Source organism: Thiohalocapsa sp. ML1 (genome assembly GCF_001469165.1).
Classification (GTDB): domain Bacteria; phylum Pseudomonadota; class Gammaproteobacteria; order Chromatiales; family Chromatiaceae; genus Thiohalocapsa.
The window spans coordinates 1-21,660 of sequence record NZ_JABX01000030.1 but is presented as its reverse complement, the minus strand read 5'-3'; the positions used below and the strand labels follow the sequence as shown (position 1 = coordinate 21,660).

The following is a 21,660-nucleotide window of genomic DNA, read 5'->3' as shown; positions in this document are numbered from 1 at the left end:
ACTACCATCCCAACCGGCGTGTCTGGCCGGCAGTCTATTTCCAACGTGGAAGTCATTGTCAACGCGGGCCGGAGCTTCCCAGCCGGGCGTGCCGTCGCCTTCCGTGCGCGACCTTGGGCACCGGTGCGTCGCGCAGCGCCGCCTAGCCCCGGCAAAGCTCTCGTGTTCCTGAGATTGGCGTGTCGCCGTGGCTGACCATCCGCTCCCGCCCGGCGGAACGGCAGCCACCGAAGCTGGCGAGGCTGCCGCGCCCTGCGGCTCTGTACCGGAGCCGACGGCAGCGCATGTGCGTCGGCTCGAAGCCCGGGTCGCGGAGCTCGAGCGCGCCCTCAGCCTGCGGGCGAGCCAGACCACCGCCGGCGACGAGCGCCTGGTTCGCGAACGCGTGGGCATCATGGAGAGCGTTCCGGATGGGCTGGTGATGGCCGCGCCGAGCGGGCAGGTGATCTACCACAACCGCGTCTCGCTCGACCTGCACGGCTACGCCAACCTGCAGGAGGCATCCCAGTCCCGCCAGCAGATCCAGGAGCAATGGGAGCTGCTCGATATGGACGGGCACCCCGTGCCGGTCGCCGACTGGCCCATGCCCCGGGCGCTGCGCGGCGAGGTCTTCGACGGCTACGAGCTGCATGTGCGCCGCCGCGACGGCCGACGCGACTTCATCGCCAGCTACGGCGGGTCGCTGGTGCGCTCGGCGGCCGGTGAGCCCCTGTTCGCGCTGCTGGTCGTGCGCGATATCAGCGCGCGCAAGGCCGCCGAGCGTGCCCTGCGTGCGAGCGAGCTGCGCTACCGCACCCTGGTCGAGGCCACCGGCGCCGTCACTTGGTCCTGCCCGCCGTCGGGATTGGCCCAGGCGGCGCAGCCGGAGTGGCTCGCCTTTACCGGACAGACGGCCAAGGCGATGCTCGGCACGGGTTGGGCCGATGCCGTGCATCCGGACGACGCGGCCCGGGTCGCGCAGCGCTGGCAGGACGCCGTCGCCCGCGGCGAGCCGATGGTGAGCGAGTACCGGGTGCGCCGCCACGACGGCGCGTGGCGCTGGGTGAGCGTGCACGCGGCGCCGATCCGCGATGCCCGTGGCGAGGTGACCGAGTGGATCGGCATGCATCTGGATATCAGCGCGCGCAAGCAGGCCGAAGCAGCCGCGCTGGCCGCCAGGGAACAGGCCCGCCTGCGCCTGGCCGAGCTGGAAGATCTCTACCGCAACGCCCCGGTGGGCCTGTGCCTGCTCGACCGCGACCTGCGCTTTGTGCGCATCAACGAGCGCCTCGCCGAGATCAACGGCATCCCGGCCGCCGAGCACATCGGCAAGACGGTGCGCGAGCTGACGCCGAGGCTCGCCGAGGTGGCCGAAGCGATCTTGCGCGACGTTTTGGACACCGGCCAGCCGCGGCTCGATGTGGAGATCGTCGGCGAAACGCCCTCCCGACCCGGTGTCGAGCGCAGCTTTGTCGAGCACTGGCTGCCGGTCAAGGATGCCGAAGGCCGCATTACGGGCGTCAGCGTCGTGGCCGAGGAGACCACCGCGCGCAAGCAGGCCGAGATGGCGCTGCGCGAGTCCGCGCGGCGCAAGGACGAGTTCCTCGCCATCCTTGCCCATGAGCTGCGCAATCCGCTGGCGGCCTTGCGCACCGGTCTGGACCTGATCGAGGCGCTGCGCGGCGAGGACTCCGCCTGCGAGCGGCCCGTGCAGATGATGGACCGCCAGCTCAACCTGCTGGTGCGTCTAGTGGACGACCTGCTGGACGTCGCGCGCATCAGCCGCGGCACGATCCAACTGCGCATGGAGCGGCTCGACCTCGCCGAGGTCATCCGCGCCGCGCTCGAGATCAGCGGCAGCGGTCTCAGCCGGGGCGCTCGCCGGCTCAGCGTCGATCTGCCCTCTGGCCCCCTGCCGGTGCAGGGCGACCGCATCCGGCTGGTACAGGTCCTCTGCAACCTCCTGAACAACGCGGCCAAGTTTACCAACGACCACGGCTGCATCGCCGTAACGGCGGAGCCCGCGGCAGACAGCGTCCACATCCGGGTGCAGGACGATGGGCGCGGCATTCCGCGCGAGCGGCTGGCAGAGGTCTTCGAGATGTTCTCCCAGGCCGAGCCCGGCCGCGATGGCGGACTCGGCATCGGCCTGACCCTGGTGCGGAGCTTGGTCGCGCTGCACGGCGGCAGTGTCCGGGCCGAGAGCGACGGCCCCGGACGCGGCGCGGTCTTCACCGTCTCCCTGCCGCTCTGCGGCGGCGCCTCGGCGCAAAACCCAACGCAGGCGGCGCCGACACAGCGCACCCCGCAGCGCCGGGTTCTGGTGGTGGACGACAACCCGGACATCGCCGAAAGCCTGGGCCTGCTGCTGACGACGCTGAATGCCGAGGTGCGCATTGCCCACGACGGGGCCGAGGCCATCCGGATCTGCGAGGACTGGCTGCCGAGCCATGTGCTGATGGACCTGGGGATGCCCGGCATGGACGGCTACGAGACCGCGCGCCGCTTGCGCGCCCGCCACGGCAAAGACGCCTTCCGTTTGGTCGCCATCAGCGGTTGGGGCCAGGATGAGCACCGGCAGAAGACGCAGCAAGCGGGTTTTGATCAACACTTCGTCAAGCCCGTAGGCGTCGCCGCAATCAAGGCGTTGCTTGCGGATTAGGCGCCCTGCGGTCGGCGTTGACTGGAGTGTTGACCTCCAGGTCAACACCGACAGAGCGGGATGCACTGCTATCAAGTTTCCCGACGACACGGCGCTTGCAGGCAAAAGGGCCGAGGGCCGAGGGCCAAGGGCCAAGGGAGTCCGCCTCGGCCCTTGGCCCTTGGCCCTTGGTTCAATACGCGGGCGAGCGGGCTGCGCAAGACGAGGCGCCGTGCCCTGGTCGGTCTGAGGCTCTGCCTCGCTGGATTGCTTGACGGCGCCGAATGTTGGCAGATAAGTCAAGTTTCACGACGACACGGCGCTTGCAGGCAAAAGGGCCGAGGGCCAAGGGAGTCCGCCTCGGCCCTTGGCCCTTGGCCCTTGGTTCAATACGCGGGCGAGCGGGCTGCGCAAGACGGTGTCCATGCTCTAGGTGTCCATGCTCTGACCCGGACTTCCTTGAACAGGCTGTCCGTCAGCCGTTGGCGATACGACAGCAGGCGTTTGGCTTGCATGCGGCTAGGGCACTCCGATTGCCAGTCTCCGGCCGCCCGGCTCAGTGCAGCACCGATTCCAGTGTCTCGGCGGTGAGGATGCGCTCGGACCAGTCCAGCAGCCGCTCGGCATCGGCGCTCAGCACGCGCTCGCGGATGTCGGGGGTCGGCGGGCCGAACTTGCGCTCGATCTGGCGCAGCAGGACCGCGGCCTCGCCCTGCTGGAGGCCCTGCTCGCGGCCCTGCTCGATATAGCGGTCGATGAAGGTCTGCATGATCGGGTCTCCGGCGGAGGTCTGTTGCAGCAGCGTGCGGACGGCGGGCTCGTCCACCCGGCCGGTGCCTTGGACATAGTAGCGCAGCAGGGATTCCAGCACGGCCACGGCCGTGTCGCGGTCCTCGATCTGCTCGATCAGCGCCATCAGCTCGCGCAGGCGCTCTATCGGCGCGTCGTCGAAGATCCAGCGCAGCGCGAGTTGGACTAGCCGCGTCAGTACCTTGCCCTTGATCTCGGCGTCGGTGCGGCTGGACAGGTCCGCGATGTCGTAGCGGAAGCTCGGCACGAAGGGCGCGAGCGCCGCCGGCAACGGCTGGACGATGGCATGGAAGTCCGCCGGTGCCTGCCAAGCACGCGCCCCGTGATAGACGACGGATAGACGACGATGGTGTAGACCGGCGGCAGATGGCGCGCCTCGGGATGCTGCTTGCGGAACTGCTCGCCCTCGGCGGTGACGTAGCGCAGCAGTTGCAGCGGGGTCCAGTGCTCGGGCCAGCTCTTGTGCTCGAACAGCAGGTAGACGTGCAGGGGCCCATCGCGGTGGCGAAGGCGGTAGACCAGGTCGGAATAGGCCGAGCGCAGGTCGCTGGACACGTAGGTGTCCTTGGCGATCTCCAGCGTCGCGAGGTCGATGTCCGCCAGCAGCGCCGGCGGCAATCGGCAGCGCAGGAAGTCGCAAGCGATCTCGCGCCGGCCGAAGCTCTCGCGGAAGAAGGTATCGTGTGGGGTGGCGATGTCGTTCATGGCGAGAGCATAGCGCGATCGGGCATGGAAAGGCACATCCCGTGGCCGGCTGGTGGTTGTCGGCGCGGGGGAGGCTGGCTTTGCGTTGGGCGGCGGCGTCATGCCGAGAGGTCGGCGCGGACGACGGCAAGCCGGCTGCCCCGAGCTGGCCAATCAACACCGGCGTGCACGGGCGTATGCTCAGCCATCGTCTGCGACTTCGTCTGCGTCGCCTTCCCTCAGCAGCGCCGACGAGATGTCGAGCCGCCCGGCGTCGTCCACGTAGAAAGATCAGATACGCAGACTGCCGGCCTGTGCCCGTAACCTGGCGAACCAGGCGTCGTCGATGGGTGTGGCCGGTCCGGAGTCACGCCCGGCCAGCAGCTTATCGCGCAGCAACTCAAGGTCACGCTCGCGCCGAATCAGCTCACGGAGGTATTCGCTCGTGCTGGCGAAGCTGTGCGTGGCGACCTGGCGGTCCACGAAGTCGCGGGCGAAAGTATTGCTCGCTTGCCGTCTCCGAGCTGCCGAGAAACAGGTAGCCGTCGTCGCGAAGGGCATAGCGAAACAGCGCCATCACCTGCTCTTCCACCTCCTGATCCAGATAGATCAGCGGCGGGGGCCTGCACCAGCACCAGGCCGCCGGCGGCCTTGATGGCCCGCGCCCCCTGCGCGCCGTCCGAGCCGCCGCCGGAGAGCACGACCGCGTAGATGTCGCCCGGGACCTCCGCGAGCGAGCGAAAGAACAGGTCGATGGCGGAACGCTGCCCCCGCGGCTGCTCGAAGCGCGAGGCGCCGACGGCGGAGTCGGTCACCTGGAGCTTGCGGTCCGGCGCGATCACATAGACGTGGTTCGGCTGCAGCGACTCCCGGTCGTGATCGCCGACCTGCGTCACCGGCATCCGCGTCTCGCGCGCGAGGATGGCCGGCAGCTCGCTGTCGTGGTCGGGCGCGAGATGCACGATGACGACGTAGGCCGCGCCGAGGTCGTCCGGAATGGTCTTGAAGAAGCGCCTGAGTGCCTCGATGCCCCCGGCGGAGGCGCCGATCCCGACGATCGGCGGCTGCTCTTGGCCTTGGTCGGTTGGATGCGGCATGCGTGTCGGAGCGGGCGTTGTCCTGATGCGAGTGGGCCTGCCGGCAGACGCCCGCAACGATACCGAGGGCGCACCTGCCCTTCACGGCAGGGCTCGACCCGAGGCACCAAACGCCCGCGCAGTCGGTCAGTGCAGCCGTGCCAGGGCCTCGTCGACCTCGGAGAACGAGAACGGCTTCAGGATCACCGCATCGACGCCGACCGCCGCCAAGCGCGGCGCCATCTCGTCCACCAGCTCCGGAAAGCCGCTGATGACGATGGCGTGCGGCATCCGCTGCTGCGCATGCAGCTCCTCCAGCACATCCACGCCGTAGACGTCGGGCATCACCAAGTCGATCACGACGGCATCGAACTCTCGCTGCCGACAGAACACCGCAGCGAGCCGCCCATCGTAGGCGGCAACGACCTCGTGACCGCGCCCGATCAGGTAATCGGCCAGGATCGTGGCGAGGATGTGGTTGTCCTCGGCGACGAGAATTCTCATGGAGCACCTCCGAGGCGCGTCAGGCGATCGCTGCAGGCAGGGCAGATGCCATGGCTGAGCGGAGGAAGATCGGCATCCGAGGCCCCGAGCCGCTGCATCGCCGCCTCCACCTCCAGCCAGGCGGTCTGCACCTGCACGGCCTTGCACCAACTGCAGATCTGCAACGGGTCCCCGCGGCGCTGCCGCGCGGCCGGATCGAGCAGCCGCACCGGCGCGCGCGGTTCCAGGCGCAGCACCCGGCTGGAAAACTCGACCTGGCCCCCGGGCAGCGCGCGGATGTGCATCTCCAGCAGGCGCCGCAGCTCCGGCGAGTCGCAGCGGTAGCGGAAACGGACGGGGCGCGCCGCCGCCCGGGCCCGATCGAGCAGGAGCCGATAGATATGGCGCGTCTCGGCGTCCGAGATGTGCGACAGGATCGGCGAGCCGAGCAGGCCCTCGGCCCCGCTGGGGCCGGCGTTGGCGTCGGCGAAGTCCAGCCAGGCGTCGTTGACGAAGCAGATCCGGTCGTCCGCATCGATGCGGTACACGACATCGCGGTGCTCGCTGTCTTGCCGCACTGGCCCTGGGTTCGGCTGGGGGCGTCTGTGCATCATCTTGAGAGTCTAGCTTGTCGGCACGGGGGCGCCGAAACCGCCGTCCCGCGGCGGCTTTGCTGCGACCGTTGGATCTTGCCTCCAGCAGGCGGTGCCCCAAGGGCCAACAGCCAAGGAGCCCTCCTCGGCCCTCGGCCCTTCGCCCTCGCCCCGCCGTCTCCCGTCAGAGCTTCACAGACCGCAACCGCAGCGCGTTGCCGATGACCGAGACCGAGCTGAAGCTCATCGCCGCGGCGGCGATCATCGGCGACAGCAGCAGCCCGAAAACGGGGTAGAGCGCGCCCGCCGCCACCGGCACGCCGAGGGCGTTGTAGATGAAGGCAAAGAACAGGTTCTGGCGGATGTTGCGCATCACCGCGCGGCTCAGGCGGCGGGCGCGCAGGATGCCGCGCAGGTCGCCCTTCACCAGGGTCACGCCGGCGCTCTCCATGGCGACGTCGGTGCCGGTGCCCATGGCGATGCCGACGTCGGCGCGGGCGAGTGCGGGGGCGTCGTTGATGCCGTCGCCGGCCATGGCGACGCGGTGTCCCTCGGCCTGGAGCCGGGCGACGACCTCGGCCTTGCGCGCCGGCAGCAGCTCCGCCTCGACTTGATCGATGCCGAGCTGGGACGCCACCGCGACGGCGGTGGTGCGGCCGTCGCCGGTGAGCATCACAACGGCGAGGCCTTGGTCATGCAGCCCGCGGATGGCCTCCGGCGTGCCGTCCTTGATGGGGTCGGCGACGCCGATGAGCCCGGCGCAGGCGTCGTCGACGGCAACGAAGACGATGCTCTCGCCCTGCGCGCGGCGGGCCTCGGCGCCGGCCTCGATCCCCGCGGTGTCGATGCCGTGGCTGTGCAGCAAGCCACCGGTGCCGAGCAGCACGCGGCGCCCCTCGACGCGGCCGCAGACGCCGCCGCCGGTGACCGATGCGAAGCCCTCGGCGTCGGCGAGTCGGAGCCCGCGGGCCTCGGCGCCGGCGACGACGGCCGCCGCCAGGGGGTGCTCGCTGGCGCGCTCCAGGCTGGCGGCGAGGCGCAGCAGCGCGTCCTCATCGACACCCGGCACCGCCTGCACGGTGGTCAGCGCCGGTCGGCCCCGGGTCAGGGTGCCGGTCTTGTCCACCACCAGCGTGTCCACCTGCTCCAGCACCTCCAGGGCCTCGGCGTGCTTGATCAGCACGCCCATGCTCGCGCCCTTGCCGGTGCCGACCATGATGGACATGGGTGTCGCCAGGCCGAGCGCGCAGGGGCAGGCGATGATGAGCACCGCCACCGCGTTGACCACGGCATGGGCCAGGCGCGGCTCCGGTCCCCAGACCCACCAGACCACGAAGGCCACGGCCGCCACCAGCACCACCGCGGGCACGAACCAGGCCGCGACCACATCGGCCAGGCGCTGGATGGGCGCGCGCGAGCGCTGCGCCTCGCTCACCATGCGCACGATCTGCGCGAGCAGGGTGTCGGCGCCGACGCGCTCGGCGCGCATCAAGAGGCCGCCGGTGCCGTTCAGGGTCGCGCCGATGAGCCGGTCGCCCTCGGCCTTGGCCACGGGGATGGGCTCGCCGGTGACCATGGACTCGTCGACGTTGCTGCTGCCGCCGACGACGACGCCGTCCACCGGCACCTTCTCGCCGGGGCGCACGCGCAGCCGGTCGCCGGGCTGCACCTGGTCCAGCGCGACGTCCACCTCGGTGCCGTCGTCCCGCACCAGGCGTGCGTTGTTGGGCGCGAGCCCCAACAGCAGGCGGATGGCGGCGTTGGTGCTGCCGCGGGCGCGCAGCTCCAGCACCTGGCCCAGCAGCACCAGCGTGGTGATGACGGCGGCGGCCTCGAAGTAGACGGGCACGGTGTCGTGGGCCATGCGCATGCTGGCCGGGAACAACCCCGGCAACAGCAGCGCCACGACGCTGTAGCCCCAGGCGACGGTCACGCCGAGGCCGATCAGCGTGAACATGTTCAGGTTCCAGGTGCGCACGGATCGCCAGCCGCGCACCAGGAGCGGCCAGCCGCCCCAGAACACCACCGGCGTGGCGAGCACCAGCTCGATCCACTGCACCGCGCGCATGGAGAGCCCGGCCGGCAGCCAGCCCGGCGCCAGGTCGGCGGTCATCGCCAGCACCAGCACCGGCAAGGCCAGCGCGGCGCTGAGCCAGAAGCGCCGCGTCATGTCGAGGAGCTCGGGCTCCGGCGCGGCCTCGGCCGTCACGGTGCGCGGCTCCAGCGCCATGCCGCACTTGGGACAGGTGCCGGGGCCTTGCTGCACGACCTCCGGATGCATCGGGCAGGTGTATTCGGTGCGGGTGGTCGGCGCGGTCGGGGTCTCCGGCTCCAGGGCCATGCCGCAGGACGGGCAGGCGCCGGGGGCCGGCTCGCGCACGTCCGGGCACATGGGGCAGACGTACGTGGTCCCTGCGGGGTCGCCGACCGGATCGGTCACGCGCCCGGGCGTCCGGCCGGCGGTGGTTTGATGAGCGTGCATGATGTCTACCTCCTAGCGAGGCTTCGCCTCAGCGCGAGCCGTGCTCATCGCTATCGCTATCGTCAGGCAATCTAGCCCAGAGCGTCCCGCGGCCACGAGCGACGCGCCGGCGCTCCCGTTCCGCCAACGCCAGGCGAGCCCGCTATCGCCCCGGCGCTTCCCGCAGCAGCGAAGCACCGGGCCGCGGCCCCGCCCGGTCGTTCGGGTCGGTCTCGCCCGCGCAGTCGTAGAAGCCGCGGTAGCCGACCCTGAGCCCCGCATCGAGCGCGAAGATCAGCTCGGCATCCGCGCGCCAGTCCGCCGCCTCGCCGAGGGGATTGAGCGTCAGCCTGACGCCCGGCGCACGAAACACGGCGTCGCCGGCCGCGTCGGTGCCGGTGTCGGTGCCGGTGCCGGACAGGGTAACCAGCACGCCGTTCAGCTTCACCGCCGCCGCAGCGCCGTCCGCGGTGGCCCAGAGCACCGGATGGCTGCCGGCGGCCCGGCGGAAGGTGCAGGGGGCCTCGGCATCGAGCACCCGCGCGGCCTCGGCGTCCGGCATCGGCGACAGGTCGAGCCGGCTCAGCAGGGTGTTGGACAGCGCCTGCTCGATGCTGCCGGGCGCGGCGGGCGGGTCGCGGTAGACGGCGTCGACAGTCCTGCCGGCCGCGACCTCGGCAATCAGCCAGCGCATCTCGGCGATCTCGCGCCGCTGCGCCTCGATGATCTCGTCGGCGAGCTTGCGCACGCGCGGGTCGCGGATCTGGGCACGCTCCGAGGTCATGATCGCAATGGAATGGTGCGGGATCATGGCCCGCAGGTAGCTTGGCCCCGACACCGTTGCCTGGCTGCGCACGAGCCACAGCGCCAGCGCAAAGGCGATGGCCGCTCCGGCGAAGATGCCGAGGTTCATGCGCGCATCGGCGTACATGCCGAGCATGTACGTCAGCATGATCACCGCCATCGTGGCGCCCATCAGCAGCGCCATGTAGACGCGCGTCTCCGAAAAGAAGACGTGCTCCCAGGCGTAGGTGTTGAGGTACATCAGCACGAACATCACCACCGTCGAGGTGGCGATCATGAGGCCGAAGCGGGCGTAGGACATGTCAGCGTCGTCGCGGCTGTTGCGGCGCTGATCGCGCCGGGGCAATCACCGCCGCGGGCGGGATGAGCCCGACCACGCCGACGCCGCCGAGGGATGTCGCAGGAGGCAATGGCGCACGCTCTTGGGCGCCTATGGACCTCAGGGTTCGGACGATCTCCTGGGCGAGGGTCGCGGTTGGCGGCGGCGATCGATCAAACGTCGCCGATCAAACTTTGCCGATCAAACTTTGCCGATCAAGATTGCCGATCAAGATTGCCGATCAAGGTTGCCGATCAAGATTGCCGATCAAGGTTGCCGATCAAGATTGCGATTGCATGCAGAGTTGCCGTTGCATGACGGATGCCACCGGGAGGCGCCGCGCTTTGCGGGCAGCGATCTTCGCGCGGGGAAGGCCAGCACGGGTGGCGCCGGACTTGGCTCCGCCGACGGCGCGGCCGTCGGCAGCGAGCGCCGACCCGTGGCGGTCAGCGAGCTCGCGGCGGCTCCAATGCCCCGGCCGGCGGTGGAAATCACGCGAGCTTGGGCAATCGAGTCGGGCGTCGTCGGGGGTTCCAGACCTGCTTCGGACGGGCCATCGGGGTCTGGCTAGTGCAGCGGCGCGTGAATCGCGAGACCGTTCGGAGCGGGGCCGGAGCGGGGCCGGAGCGGAGGGGCCGGGGCCGGAGAGCCGACCGCCAGGTCGGCTCGGCACTCGCGGTATCAGTGCAGCCCGCTCAGTTCGTGTTGACCTGGAGGTCAACACTCCGGCCGACACTCCGGTCAACACTCCGGTCAACACTCCGGTCAACACTCCAGTCAACACTAACGAGGCAGAGCCTCAGGCCGACGAGTCGTGCGCATCGCTATCGAAATCGCTATCGGAAGCGGTTGACACTCGGTTCGATTTCGATAGCGATCCCGATGTGCCTCGCCAGAGCGTCGTCTTGCGCCGGGCCGAGGGCCAAGGAGGTCTTCCTTGGCCCTTGGCCCTCGGCCCTTTCATCAATAAGACGCAAGGTCGAGTTGCGTGCCGGTTTTCGGCCGCTTCTTGGCGTACTTGCGGCCTGCAGGCGTTTGATGCAGAGGGTCCAGAATCACCTGGACCTCCGCGCCCTCGCCGACGCGGCTGTAGAGATCGATCACATCCTCCATCCCCATGCGGATGCAGCCGTAGGAGGCGGGACGCCCCAAACGCGACTCCTCCGGGGTGCCGTGGATATAGATGAAGCGATGGAAGGTGTTGCTGTTCTGGCCTTCTTTGCCGTTGAGCCACAGAATGCGGCTGACGATCGGGTCGCGGCCCGGCGCGTTTGCCCGGAGGATCTCGCCGGTGGGGCTGCGGCCCTTGAAGACCATGCCGTTGGGCTGGCCGTCGCCGATCTTTCTTGCGATCTCCATCCGGCCGAGGGGCGTTCTGTAGCTGTCCGGCTCGGAACCGACGCCGAACTTCGAGGTGGAGATGGCATAGCTCTTCACCGGCTTGCCGTCGCGGACCAGCAGCATGCGCTGGTCGCGAACGCTGACCAGCATCGCGTTGCGGGTGTCCTTGCTGCCCAAGTCGCTGCGCGGGTCCTTGGCAGCGCCGCAGGCGGTGAGCGAGAGCGCACCGGCGATGAGCAACAGGCCGAAAACCGGTCGTCTGAGGAGGTACGGATTCATGGGCGCGGGATTAGCAAGCTGAGCCCGCGTTGACCCGGGCACTGGTGGGCGATGAGATTAGTCAGGCTTGATACACGGGTCAAGCGACAAATCAAGGGCCCGCGAACTTCCCGTGCATGCCGGCGCCGCCGCCGCCGACCGTCTACGGGACGTTGGACTGGCGCGGCACATCGGGATCGGGATCGAAATCGAAATCGAACCGAGCGCCAACCGATCCCGACCCCGGCGTTTGCAGTTAAAAGGGCCGAGGGCTAAGGGAGGTCTCCGCAGCCCTCAGCCCTCGGCCCTCGGCCCTCGGCCCTCGGCGCCGCCCATTCATCCAACGCGCCGCCGGCGCCGGGGTTTCCATGCTGCGCAGTGCCGTTGCGGTCTTTGCCTTGGGCCTGCTCGTAGCGTCGGCCGGGGTCGGCCGTGCCGACGCGCAAGCGCCGAAAGCCACCCCTGAGTCCGCCGCAATCCGGGCGCCGTCGGGCGGCACCATCGTCAGCCCGTCCATCCGCCGGCTACGCGATGCCCTGGCGCCGCAGATCGAGTCCGTCCGCGCGCGGCTGCAAGTCCCGGCCGTGAGCCTGGTGCTGGTGCGCTCCGACCAGGTGCTCTGGGCCGAGGGCTTCGGCGCCGCGGACCCGCGGCAGGGGCGGGCGGCGAGCGCCGACACCGTCTATCGCGCGGGCTCCCTGGCGAAGCCCTTCACGGCGCTCGCGACGCTGGCGCTGGCCGAGGCCGGGCGCATCGATCTTGACGCACCGCTGGTGACGGCGCTGCCTAAGTTGACGATGAAGAGCCGCTTCGACAGCGCGGCGCAGATCACGCCGCGCATGCTCCTGAGCCATCATGCCGGCGTGCCGTCGGACCTGCACAAGGGCCTGTGGTCGGACACGCCCTTCGCTGCCGTCACCACGCAGCTCCGCGACGAGCTCGCCGCGTTTCCGCCGAACCTGGTGTTCAGCTACTCGAACGTCGGCTACACGCTGCTCGGCGATCTGGTCCAGACGACCGCGGCGGAGCCCTTCGCGGCGTACCTGGAGCGGACGCTGTTCGCCCCGCTCGGCATGCGCGCGACCCGCATCGCAGCGCTGCCCGCGGCGGCCGACCGCCTGGCCGTCGGCCATCGTGGCGGTGCGCCGTTGGCGCCGCTGCCGATTCGCGACCTGCCGGCGCAGGGACTGGAGACCTCGGTCACCGATCTCGGGCGCTTCCTGATTGCACTGCTCTGCGGCGGCGAGCTGCACGGCCGCCAAGTGCTGGCACCGGGGCCCATTGAGGCCATGATGATGCCGCAGAACGCTGCCGTGGCCCTGGACCTGGATGTGGCGACCGGGCTCGGCTGGTTCCTGGAGGACGGCACCGTGGGCGACGCCGGGCCGGTCGTGCGGCACGGCGGGACCACGCTGGGCTTTGCGGCCGAGCTGGTGCTGCTGCCGGAGGCGGGACTCGGCGTGGCGGTGCTGGCGAGCAGCGGCGATGCGCGCCGCGTGGTCGTGCAGTTGGCCGAGACCATCCTGACCCACGCGGCCGCGCTGGTGCCGGAGCCGCTGCCGCCGGAGTTGTTCGTGTCTGCATCGCCGGCCGCGAGCGACCGGCCGGCCGCCGGCGGCACCGTAATCGGCGCCGACGGCCACTTCGCCACCGATCTGGGGCTGATCGCCATCGCCGCGAACGGCGAGGACGATCGCCACACGCTGTGCGCGTGCATGGAAGGCGCGCGCATGGATTTGGTGCGCGGCGCCGACGGCTGGCTGCGGGTCGACGCCCAAACGCGGGCGCTGCCGGCCGCGGCGCAAGCGCTGGCCTCCATGCGCTACCAGGCGCGGCGCATCGGTGAGCGCGAGGTGGTCGTGGCCGACACCGGCACCGGCCCTGCGGTGCTCGGCGAGAAGCTGCCAGCAGAGCCGCTGCCGGCGGCCTGGCGCGCACGGCTCGGCCGCTACGAGGTCATCAATGCCGACGCGGGCTTTCCGGTCATGGACCTGCGCCTGTCGCTCACCGACGGCAAGGTCTGTTTCGGCTACCGGATGCCGGTGTTGTCGTCCAAGCGCATCCAGATGCCGGTGCGGCCGCTCGATGACGACAGCGGCGTCATTGTCGGCCTCGGCCGCAATCGTGGTGACACGCTGCGCTTCGTCGCGGGCGCCGGCGACGACGCGCCCCTGCTGCGCTGGTCCGGCTATCTGGCGCGGCGCGTCGACGACGGCGGGCCGTCGGCGGCTCCAGCGGCAACGGCCATGGACGACGGCACGCCGATGCAATAATCAGGTACATTTCGCCACCATGATCGGACGCCTCCATGGCCAAATCCTCGCCAAGCACCCGCCGCAGGTGCTGATCGACGTCGGCGGCGTCGGTTACGAGGTCGAGGCGCCCATGAGCACCTTCTATGACCTCCCCGCCGTCGGCGAGCCGGTGACGCTGATCACGCACTTGGCGGTGCGCGAGGACGCGCACGTGCTCTATGGCTTTTTGCAGGAGCGCGACCGCGCGCTGTTCCGCGACCTGCTCAAGGTAACCGGCGTCGGCGCCAAGCTCGCGCTGGCCATCCTGTCCGGCATGGACGCGCAGCGCTTCGCCCTCGCGGTGGAGCAGGAGGACCTGACCGCCCTGAGCCGGCTCCCCGGCATCGGCCGCAAGACCGCGCAGCGGCTGGTGATGGAGATGAAGGACCGGGTCGCCACGCTTGGCGGCACGGGCGTGCTGCCGGCACACACCCCGGGGGCCGCGGCGGCAGCGGCCGACGCGCCCCTCGCCGACGCCGTGAGCGCGCTGATCGCGCTCGGCTACAAGCCCGCGGACGCGAACCGCATGGCGCGTGCCGTAGACGACGGCGCCAAGACCTCGGAGGAGATCATCCGCACGGCGCTGCGGTCGGTCTCGGCGGGGTGAGCGCCTTGGGCGTTCGGCGCCGGCGTCCTCCGACAGACTGACCTCGGCCCGTGCCGCGCCGGGCTCCAAGAGAGACAGACCGACGGCGCCCCGGGATGCCGCTTCACCGGCGGCAGCCGGTTACAATCCCGCCCTTGCCCCGCCCAGCCCGCGAGCGAGCCGCCTTGAGAGACAACGCCGACCCCATGTATGCCGCCCCCGACTGGCAGGCCCCCGAGGATGTGCTCTACGAGGACATCCTATACCACCACGCGGAGGGCATCGCGCGCATCACCATCAACCGCCCGGAGGTGCGCAACGCCTTCCGCCCCGAGACGGTGATCGAGCTGTTGGACGCCTTCCACCGCGCGCACCTCGACCCCACCGTCGGCGTCGTGATCCTGACGGGCAAGGGCGATCTCGCCTTCTGCTCCGGCGGCGATCAGCGCGTGCGCGGCGACGGCGGCTACCGCGACGCCGCCGGCACCGAGCACCTGAACGTGCTGGAGCTGCAACGGCGCATCCGCACGCTGCCGAAGCCGGTGGTGGCCATGATCGCCGGCTACGCCATCGGCGGCGGCCATGTGCTGCACCTGGTGTGCGATCTCAGCATCGCGGCCGACAACGCCCGCTTCGGCCAGACCGGCCCCAAGGTCGGCAGCTTCGACGCCGGCTATGGCGCCGGCCTTATGGCCCGCACCGTCGGGCTCAAGAAGGCGAAGGAGATCTGGTTCCTGTGCCGGCAGTACGACGCCGAGGACGCGCTGGCCATGGGCCTCGTCAACGCCGTGGTACCGATCGCGGAGCTGGAGCCGACCACCATCGACTGGTGCCGGCGCATGCTCGCGCTCTCGCCGACGGCGCTGCGGTGCCTGAAGGCAGCCTTCAATGCCGATGCCGATGGGCTGGCCGGCATCCAGGAGCTCGCCGGCAACGCCACCGGGCTCTTCTACCAGACCGAAGAGGCGCAGGAGGGCCGCAACGCCTTCCTGGAGAAGCGCGCGCCGGACTTCTCGCGCTATCGGCGGCGGCCATGACCCTGCGCGGCCCTGCACAATCGGCGATGCGCTGCCCGGCCCGTGGCGCCGCCCCCGCGTGAGCACGCCCGGCGAGCTCACCCCGGACGCCGTTCGCCAGCACGCCGGACGCTGGGTCAGTGCCGCCCGGCCGAAGACCCTGCCGCTGGCGGTCACACCCGTCGTCGGCGCCCTGCTGCTGGCCCTGGCAGACACCGGCGGCATCGCGCCGCTGACGGCGCTCGCGACGCTGCTCGCCGCCGCCGGCATCCAGATCGGCACCAACCTGCACAACGACGCCGCGGACTTCGAGCGCGGCACCGACACCGGCGAGCGCCTGGGGCCGCCCCGCGCCGCCGCCCAGGGCTGGTTCACCAGCGCGCAGGTGAAGCGCGCCGCGCACATCGCCTTTCTCACCAGCTTCGTGCTCGGCCTGCTGCTGGTGGTGCGCGGCGGCTGGCCCATCCTGCTGCTCGGGCTCGCCGCCATCGCCGCCGGCTATGCCTACACGGGCGGTCCCAAGCCCATCGCCTATGGCCCCTACGGCGAGCTGTACGTGCTGTGCTTCTTCGGCATCGCCGCGGTGGCTGGGAGCTATTATCTGCAAACGCTCAGCCTGTCCGCCGGTGCCATCAGCCTCGGCATCGCCCTGGGTCTGCCGGCGGCGGCGGTGCTGCTGCTCAACAACTATCGGGACTTCGACACCGACCGCGCCGCCGGCCGCCGCACGCTGTGCCACGTGCTCGGCCGCCCCGCGGCGCGCCGGGTCTACGCCGGGCTGCTGCTGGCGCCGGTGCCGCTGATGCTGTTCGGCGGCCTGCCGGGCTGGACCTGGCCCGTGCTGGTCGCGCTGCCGGCGGCGCTGTGGCTCGTGCGGCAGCTCAACGTCAGCGAGGGCCGCGCGCTGAACGCGCTGCTCGCGCGCACGGCGCAGTACCAGATGCTGCTGGTGGCGCTGTATGCGCTCGGGCTCCTGCTGTACGGGCTGGTGCACTGGTTGCTCGGTTAGGGAAACGCCGGGGATCGGGATCGAAATCGCGCGCCGCCCCCGCGCGGCCGAATCTCATCTATCGCTGTCGTAATCGACCCGCAGCCGGTCCATGGCGCTACGGCTCAGCACCATCCCCTATCGACTGCCGCTGCGCCGCCCCTGGCGCACGGCCCGTGGGCTCTGCGAGGTCCGCGCCGGCTGGCTGGTGCAGGCCGAGGCCGACGGCTTCACCGGCTTCGGCGACTGCGCCCCGCTGCCCGAGGTCGGCACCGAGACCGCCGAGCAGGCCGAGCGCCGGCTGCGTCACTGGTGCGAGCGCGCCGGCGCCGGCGCCGAGGCGCTGCTGGCAGCGCTCGCTGCCGGGGCAGTCGCGACCCCCGCCGCGGACTGCGCGGTGGAGACGGCGCTGCTGGACCTCACCGCCCGGCGCGACGTTGTCCCGCTGCGCCGGCTCCTGGCGGCGGACGCGCTGGAGCGGGTCGCGGTCAACGCCATGCTCGGCGCCGCCGCGACGCTGGAGCCGGTCCAGGTCGAGCGCGCCGTCGCCGCCGGCTTTCGGGTGCTGAAGCTCAAGGTCGGCACCGCGGGCATCGACATCGAGGTCCCGCGCATCCGCGCCGCCGCCGCGCTGCTGCCGCCCGGCGCGAGCCTGCGGCTCGACGCCAACGGCGCCTGGGATGCGGCGCTCGCCGCGCGCTGGATCGACGCGTTGTCGGGGCTGCCCATCGACTGCATCGAGGAGCCGCTCGCCGAGCCGGACGCCGCCGAGCTCGCACGCCTGCAAGCCGCCGCCCTGTTCAGCCTGGCCCTGGATGAGTCCCTGGGCCGCCTGGGGTCGGCGTTCGTCGGGTCGGATCAGCGCGCGTCTCCCGGCATGGCGGTGGCCCGCGGCGCGGGGGATGCCGGGTTTCGTTCCTCAACCCAGCCGACGGGGCTTGCCGTTGGCGCCATGGACCCGCGGCACCTGCCCGTGCGTCGGCTGGTGCTCAAGCCGGCGGTGCTGGGCGGCCTGCGCCGCACGCTCGGGCTCGCGGCACGGGCTCAAGCCGCCGGGCACGAGGTCGTCGTGACGACCGTCGTCGAATCCGCTGCGGGGCTCTGGGCGACGGCGCAACTGGCGGCGGCCACCGGCAGCCCGCTTGCGCACGGGCTGGCGACGGCGGCTTGGCTGGCGTCGGACCTGGGCACGCCGCCGGCCATCGAGGACGGCGCGATCCGGCTGCCGGATGTCGGCGGCAGCGGCTTTGCAGCCGGCTGCGGCGAGCATTACGGGTAGGGACAGACGTTGAGCGCTCCACCATGACGCAAGCAACCGAAACCAATCCGCTGCCAGGTTACGCCTGTCGCCGCGTCGGCGACCCCTTGCGGCCCCCAGCGACGCTGCTGCTGCACGGCTTCACCGGCACGGGCGCGGACTGGGCCTGGTGGCCGGCGGACGGCCCGGGCGCGCTGGCGCCGGATCTGCCGGGCCATGGCGGGAGCCCGGACCCGACGGGTGACTTCGCGGCGGAGATCGAGCGCCTGCTCGCCGCGCTGCCGGCGGGCATTGAGGCACTGGTCGGCTACTCCCTGGGCGGGCGCATCGCGCTGGCCCTGCTCGCGGCGGCGCCGGAACGCTTCCGTGCGGCGACCATCGTCTCCGCGCATCCGGGGCTCTTCAATGCCGGCCAGCGCGCAGGCCGTCGCGCGCAGGACGCCCGCTGGATCGCGCTGCTGCGCGAGCAGGGCATCGCCGCCTTCGTCGCTGCCTGGGAGCGGCAGCCGCTGTTCGCGAGCCAGGCGGGGCTGCTGACGGCGGTGCTGGCGGAGCAGCGCCGACGCCGGCTGGCGCAGCGCGCGGACGGGCTCGCCGCGAGCCTGGCCTGCTTCGGCCTCGCCGAGATGCCGGACACCTGGGACGCGCTCGCCCGCTGGCCGGGGCGGCTCGGCTGGCTGGCCGGCGCGCGGGACGACAAGTTCGTCGCCATCGCCAAGCGCATCGCCCGCGAGCGGCCGGCCACCGCCGTCCACATCGTCCCCGACGTCGGCCACAACCTGCTGCTGGAGGCGCCGGACGCGGTGCTCGCGGCGGCCATTGGCGGAGCGCGCTGAATCATCGTGGATGGGTGGATCGCGGGGGAGACAGCGCAGGCGTGTCCGAGGCCTCGGCCGCTGATGCTTTAGCGACCCAATGCGGCGCTATCGCCCGCTCTGCCGCGGGCACCAGAGCAGTCGCGTCGACCTGTGATCCGGCCATCGCCATCGCCATCGCAGCAACCCCGTGCGCAGCTTGCTGAAAGACCGCTCGCAATGACTTGAGCTTCGGCGGCGCGCCGCAGTGCCATCGTCGAATTGCGCACGCTTGACCCTCGCGGCAGCGTGGCTGCCGAGCTGCTCGGGTTGGGGTACAGCGGGCCACGGCAGGCGGCGGCCATCGGCACGCTGATCGCACCTATGGCGGCAGCGGGCAGCGAGTTGGCCACGCATCAATGGCCGGCTTACGCATAGCGTTGTCCCCAGGGGCATTGATACGTCGTCTGTCCCTGTATCCCCTGATTGATTTTGGTTTGTCCCTGTATCCCCGCATCACCACGGCGCTCGGAGAACCGTGCTCCGTTGTAGAATCGTCTACCGTCCAGGAGCCGGGAGACCCCGTCGTCCGGCTCCGTCCGATTTTTGGGCAGGATGCGCAGTCAATCGGTGTCTCCTTAGACGTGAACCTGGCGTGGAGCCGAAGCCATGGACAGACCGCAACCACCGCTGCTCGGCGCATCGCGCATCCGTCTCGTCGATGGCCTGCTCGCCCTGGTGGACGAGGTGCAGCAGACCGGCACGACCCGCTGGGTGTCGCTGGAGGCCCCGTCCGGCTGGGGCAAGACCCGCGTCGCCCAGGCCCTGTTCGAGCGCCTCGCCGCCCGCCAGGCGCAAGCCTATTGGCCGGCCACCATCCTGGAGGCCACCGCCGCCGCGCAGTCCGACGACATCGCCGACCGGCGCAAGCGGGTCTATCCCGAGTGGGACAAGCTGAACCGCGCCTCCGGCAGCCTGCCGGACTTTTTCTGGTGGGGCCTGTCCGGTGCCGACTACAAGAACGGCGCCGCCTCCAGCATCCTGCGCAAGGACATCGAGCAGCAGATCGAGCGCCACGCCGTCTACCTGGAGCTGGCCCGGGCCGCGCTGGTCAAGTTCCATGATCGCGCCTTCCCAAGCCTCGCGGACGCCCGCGCTGCCCTGTCGGCGCTGGTCGACGAGGTCACCGGATACGGCGTCGGGGAGGCGCTGGCGCTGCTGATGAACTCGGGCAGTGTGCCTTTCAGCGGGCTGCTGGTCTGGCTGGCGCGGCGTGGCGACGAGAGGATCAAGGCCGGCGCCGAGCGCAAGGCGGCCCTCGCCCTGTCCGGCCCCTTGCCGGAGGCGCAACCGAACCTGCTGGACGACACCATCAACAACCTCGGCAGCCTGGCCCGGCCCGGCCTGCCGGTGATCGTCTTCATCGAGGATCTGCATTGGGCGCCGCCCCTGATCGCCGAGCTGCTGGAGCGCCTGGTGCGTACCAACGCCGCCATCCTCGTCATCAGCAGCACCTGGCCCGGCGAGCTGGAGCATCAACCCCGGCTGATCGCCCTGACGCAAGATCCCGACCTCGGCCAGCGCTGCCTGCGGGTGCGGCACGACGCCCCGGCGCCCGCCTCCCTGCCGGCGGAGGCCGGCCTCGGCGAGTTGCCGGCGGCGGACATGGAGCGGCTGGTGCTCGCCTACTACCCCAAGGCCGAGCCCGACACCCTGCGCCGCCTGGGCGCGCGCTACAACAACCCCATGATGCTGGAGCTGGTCTGTCGTCAGAAGGCCTGGCGCCTGGATTTTCCGGACGGGGACCTGGCCCTGGAGCCCGAGGAGATCGCAGACCTGGCCGACGACGTCGCCGCCTACTACAAGCGCATCTGGGACGACCTGCCGCCCCAGGTCCAGCAGGCACTGGTGCTCGCCACCCTGGCCATCCCGGACGACGAGACCGCCTGGGACCGCGACCTGGTGGGCCGGGCCACCGCCGGTTGCGAGGCCATTGCGGACCACGCCGCCATTCGCGACACCCTGGCCCAAGACCGCATCCCCCACGGCTGGGTGCGCGGCCTCACCGAGTGGCTGCGCCGCTTCAACGAGCCCGACCAACTGGAGATCGCCCGCCAGGCCTTCGGCAGCCAGTTCCGCAAGTCCAAGAAGGCCGCCTTCCTCACCCAGCTCGGCGCCTGCATCAAGGCCGCCGGATTCGACGACGCCAGCGCCGAGACCCAGCATCGCGCGCGCCTCACGCTGACGCTGCACCGCGGCGGGCAGGGTGGCATCGCCGACGCTGACGCCCTGGTCGCCATCCGGGCGCTGCTGGGGGCGCTGGAGGATCAGCCGCTGGAGCTGCCGCTGCGAATCCGGCTGGGCGAGCGGGCGCGGGGGCTCGCCGTGGATCACGCGAGTACGCAAGCGCTGGATGTCCGCGCAGGGTTTGCCTATGCCCTTGGCGAGTCAGGCAAGATCGAGCCCGCCATTGCCGCCTCCGAGGACCTGCTCGCCGACCAGACCCGCGTGCTCGGCCCGGACCATCCCGACACGCTCACGACGCGCAACAACATCGCCTACTGCCGCGCCCAAGCCGGCGAGATCCAACCCGCGATCGCCGCCTTCGAGGACCTGCTCGCCGACCGGACCCGCGTGCTCGGCCCGGACCATCCCGACACGCTCAGTACGCGCAGCAACATCGCCTACTGGCGCGCCGAAGCCGGCGAGATCGAGCCTGCCCTCGCCGCCTTCGAGGACCTGCTGGCCGACGAGACCCGCGTGCTCGGCCCGGATCATCCCGACACGCTCGCGACGCGCAGCGACATTGCCGTCTGCCGCGCCGAAGCGGGCGAGATCCAGCCCGCCATCGCCGCCTTAGAGGACCTGCTCGCCGACCGGACCCGCGTGCTCGGCCCGGACCATCCCGACACGCTCAGGACGCGCAATAACATCGCCTCCCTGCGCGCCGAAGCCGGCGAGATCCAGCCCGCCATCGCCGCATCCGAGGCACTGCTCGTCGCCCAGACCCGCGTGCTCGGCCCGGACCATCCCCACACGCTCAGGACGCGCAACAACATCGCCTTCTGGCGTGCCCAAGCCGGCGAGATCCAACCCGCCATCGCCGCCTTCGAGGCCCTGCTCGCCGACTCGACCCGCGTGCTCGGCCCGGACCATCCCGACACGCTCAGGACGCGCTACAACATCGCCTACTGCCGCGCCCAAGCCGGCGAGATCCAGCCCGCTATCGCCGCCTTGGAGGCGCTGCTCGCCGACCGGACCCGCGTGCTCGGCCC

At 71.0% G+C, this 21,660-nt stretch carries 17 protein-coding genes and 1 pseudogene; 8 read left to right on the top strand and 10 right to left on the bottom strand.

The window, feature by feature from the left end; genetic code table 11:
- Positions 1 to 286 precede the first annotated feature (286 nt).
- Positions 287 to 2,641 (top strand): PAS domain S-box protein, encoded by a 2,355-nt coding sequence (locus ML01_RS17805; RefSeq protein ID WP_058556749.1) that lies wholly within the window; start codon positions 287 to 289, stop codon positions 2,639 to 2,641.
- 535 nt (positions 2,642 to 3,176) lie between these two features.
- Here ML01_RS17805 and ML01_RS30275 read toward each other — a convergent pair.
- From ML01_RS30275 to ML01_RS17765, 10 genes and pseudogenes are all read right to left on the bottom strand, one after another.
- Positions 3,177 to 3,713 carry an Rpn family recombination-promoting nuclease/putative transposase gene (locus ML01_RS30275; protein ID WP_254045302.1) on the bottom strand — a complete coding sequence of 179 codons (537 nt, stop codon included), beginning with the start codon at positions 3,711 to 3,713 and terminating at the stop codon, positions 3,177 to 3,179.
- On the bottom strand, positions 3,605 to 4,135 hold the full coding sequence (locus tag ML01_RS30270) for an Rpn family recombination-promoting nuclease/putative transposase (RefSeq protein WP_058556748.1): 531 nt from the start codon (positions 4,133 to 4,135) through the stop codon (positions 3,605 to 3,607). Before ML01_RS30270 ends, ML01_RS30275 begins: the two co-directional genes overlap by 109 nt.
- Positions 4,136 to 4,405: 270 nt before the next feature.
- Positions 4,406 to 4,597 (bottom strand): type II toxin-antitoxin system ParD family antitoxin, encoded by a 192-nt coding sequence (locus tag ML01_RS27540; RefSeq protein ID WP_082674396.1) that lies wholly within the window; start codon positions 4,595 to 4,597, stop codon positions 4,406 to 4,408.
- Positions 4,542 to 4,691, bottom strand: coding sequence for a hypothetical protein (locus ML01_RS31425; protein ID WP_371258222.1), 150 nt, complete (start codon positions 4,689 to 4,691; stop codon positions 4,542 to 4,544). Before ML01_RS31425 ends, ML01_RS27540 begins: the two co-directional genes overlap by 56 nt.
- A gap of 49 nt (positions 4,692 to 4,740) precedes the next feature.
- Positions 4,741 to 5,211, bottom strand: a pseudogene (locus tag ML01_RS17790) (chemotaxis protein CheB); the annotation flags it as partial.
- A gap of 126 nt (positions 5,212 to 5,337) precedes the next feature.
- A complete protein-coding gene (locus ML01_RS17785; RefSeq protein ID WP_058556746.1) occupies positions 5,338 to 5,694 on the bottom strand; it encodes a response regulator in 357 nt (118 codons plus the stop codon).
- Positions 5,691 to 6,284 (bottom strand): hypothetical protein, encoded by a 594-nt coding sequence (locus tag ML01_RS17780; protein WP_216819217.1) that lies wholly within the window; start codon positions 6,282 to 6,284, stop codon positions 5,691 to 5,693. Before ML01_RS17780 ends, ML01_RS17785 begins: the two co-directional genes overlap by 4 nt.
- A gap of 166 nt (positions 6,285 to 6,450) precedes the next feature.
- Complete coding sequence (locus tag ML01_RS17775) at positions 6,451 to 8,748, bottom strand: copper-translocating P-type ATPase (RefSeq protein ID WP_082674394.1); 2,298 nt, start codon at positions 8,746 to 8,748, stop codon at positions 6,451 to 6,453.
- A 142-nt stretch (positions 8,749 to 8,890) separates the two neighbouring features.
- Positions 8,891 to 9,832, bottom strand: a complete 942-nt coding sequence (locus ML01_RS17770) for a DUF305 domain-containing protein (RefSeq protein WP_082674393.1) — start codon at positions 9,830 to 9,832, stop codon at positions 8,891 to 8,893.
- A 981-nt stretch (positions 9,833 to 10,813) separates the two neighbouring features.
- A complete protein-coding gene (locus ML01_RS17765) occupies positions 10,814 to 11,470 on the bottom strand; it encodes a L,D-transpeptidase (RefSeq protein WP_058556743.1) in 657 nt (218 codons plus the stop codon).
- A gap of 347 nt (positions 11,471 to 11,817) precedes the next feature.
- On the opposite strand from ML01_RS17765, the gene ML01_RS17760 reads away from it, so the two are divergent.
- The 7 genes from ML01_RS17760 to ML01_RS17730 all read left to right on the top strand — a co-directional run.
- Positions 11,818 to 13,722, top strand: a complete 1,905-nt coding sequence (locus tag ML01_RS17760; protein ID WP_058556742.1) for a serine hydrolase — start codon at positions 11,818 to 11,820, stop codon at positions 13,720 to 13,722.
- 19 nt (positions 13,723 to 13,741) lie between these two features.
- Positions 13,742 to 14,350 (top strand): Holliday junction branch migration protein RuvA, encoded by a 609-nt coding sequence (gene ruvA / locus ML01_RS17755; RefSeq protein ID WP_058556741.1) that lies wholly within the window; start codon positions 13,742 to 13,744, stop codon positions 14,348 to 14,350.
- 185 nt (positions 14,351 to 14,535) lie between these two features.
- Positions 14,536 to 15,366, top strand: a complete 831-nt coding sequence (menB, locus tag ML01_RS17750; protein WP_058556740.1) for a 1,4-dihydroxy-2-naphthoyl-CoA synthase — start codon at positions 14,536 to 14,538, stop codon at positions 15,364 to 15,366.
- Positions 15,367 to 15,424: 58 nt separating this feature from the next.
- On the top strand, positions 15,425 to 16,354 hold the full coding sequence (gene menA, locus ML01_RS17745; RefSeq protein WP_058556739.1) for a 1,4-dihydroxy-2-naphthoate octaprenyltransferase: 930 nt from the start codon (positions 15,425 to 15,427) through the stop codon (positions 16,352 to 16,354).
- 91 nt (positions 16,355 to 16,445) lie between these two features.
- Positions 16,446 to 17,612 carry a mandelate racemase/muconate lactonizing enzyme family protein gene (locus ML01_RS17740; RefSeq protein ID WP_058556738.1) on the top strand — a complete coding sequence of 389 codons (1,167 nt, stop codon included), beginning with the start codon at positions 16,446 to 16,448 and terminating at the stop codon, positions 17,610 to 17,612.
- Between the two features lie 23 nt (positions 17,613 to 17,635).
- Complete coding sequence (locus ML01_RS17735) at positions 17,636 to 18,427, top strand: alpha/beta fold hydrolase (protein ID WP_082674392.1); 792 nt, start codon at positions 17,636 to 17,638, stop codon at positions 18,425 to 18,427.
- A gap of 627 nt (positions 18,428 to 19,054) precedes the next feature.
- Positions 19,055 to 21,660 (top strand): tetratricopeptide repeat protein (locus tag ML01_RS17730; RefSeq protein WP_156427808.1); only part of this gene is annotated, 2,606 nt, incomplete at its 3' end.

Excerpts from the sequence above, each read along its gene's own strand:
- ML01_RS17760 (WP_058556742.1), top strand. The coding sequence starts at position 11,818 with ATGCTGCGCAGTGCCGTTGCGGTCTTTGCCTTGGGCCTGCTCGTAGCG.
- ML01_RS17740 (WP_058556738.1), top strand. The coding sequence starts at position 16,446 with ATGGCGCTACGGCTCAGCACCATCCCCTATCGACTGCCGCTGCGCCGC.
- ML01_RS17780 (WP_216819217.1), bottom strand. The coding sequence starts at position 6,284 with ATGCACAGACGCCCCCAGCCGAACCCAGGGCCAGTGCGGCAAGACAGC.
- ML01_RS17785 (WP_058556746.1), bottom strand. The coding sequence starts at position 5,694 with ATGAGAATTCTCGTCGCCGAGGACAACCACATCCTCGCCACGATCCTG.
- ML01_RS17775 (WP_082674394.1), bottom strand. The coding sequence starts at position 8,748 with ATGCACGCTCATCAAACCACCGCCGGCCGGACGCCCGGGCGCGTGACC.
- ML01_RS30270 (WP_058556748.1), bottom strand. The coding sequence starts at position 4,135 with ATGAACGACATCGCCACCCCACACGATACCTTCTTCCGCGAGAGCTTC.
- menB (WP_058556740.1), top strand. The coding sequence starts at position 14,536 with ATGTATGCCGCCCCCGACTGGCAGGCCCCCGAGGATGTGCTCTACGAG.
- ML01_RS17765 (WP_058556743.1), bottom strand. The coding sequence starts at position 11,470 with ATGAATCCGTACCTCCTCAGACGACCGGTTTTCGGCCTGTTGCTCATC.
- ruvA (WP_058556741.1), top strand. The coding sequence starts at position 13,742 with ATGATCGGACGCCTCCATGGCCAAATCCTCGCCAAGCACCCGCCGCAG.
- ML01_RS17770 (WP_082674393.1), bottom strand. The coding sequence starts at position 9,832 with ATGTCCTACGCCCGCTTCGGCCTCATGATCGCCACCTCGACGGTGGTG.
- ML01_RS31425 (WP_371258222.1), bottom strand. The coding sequence starts at position 4,691 with ATGGCGCTGTTTCGCTATGCCCTTCGCGACGACGGCTACCTGTTTCTC.
- ML01_RS17735 (WP_082674392.1), top strand. The coding sequence starts at position 17,636 with ATGACGCAAGCAACCGAAACCAATCCGCTGCCAGGTTACGCCTGTCGC.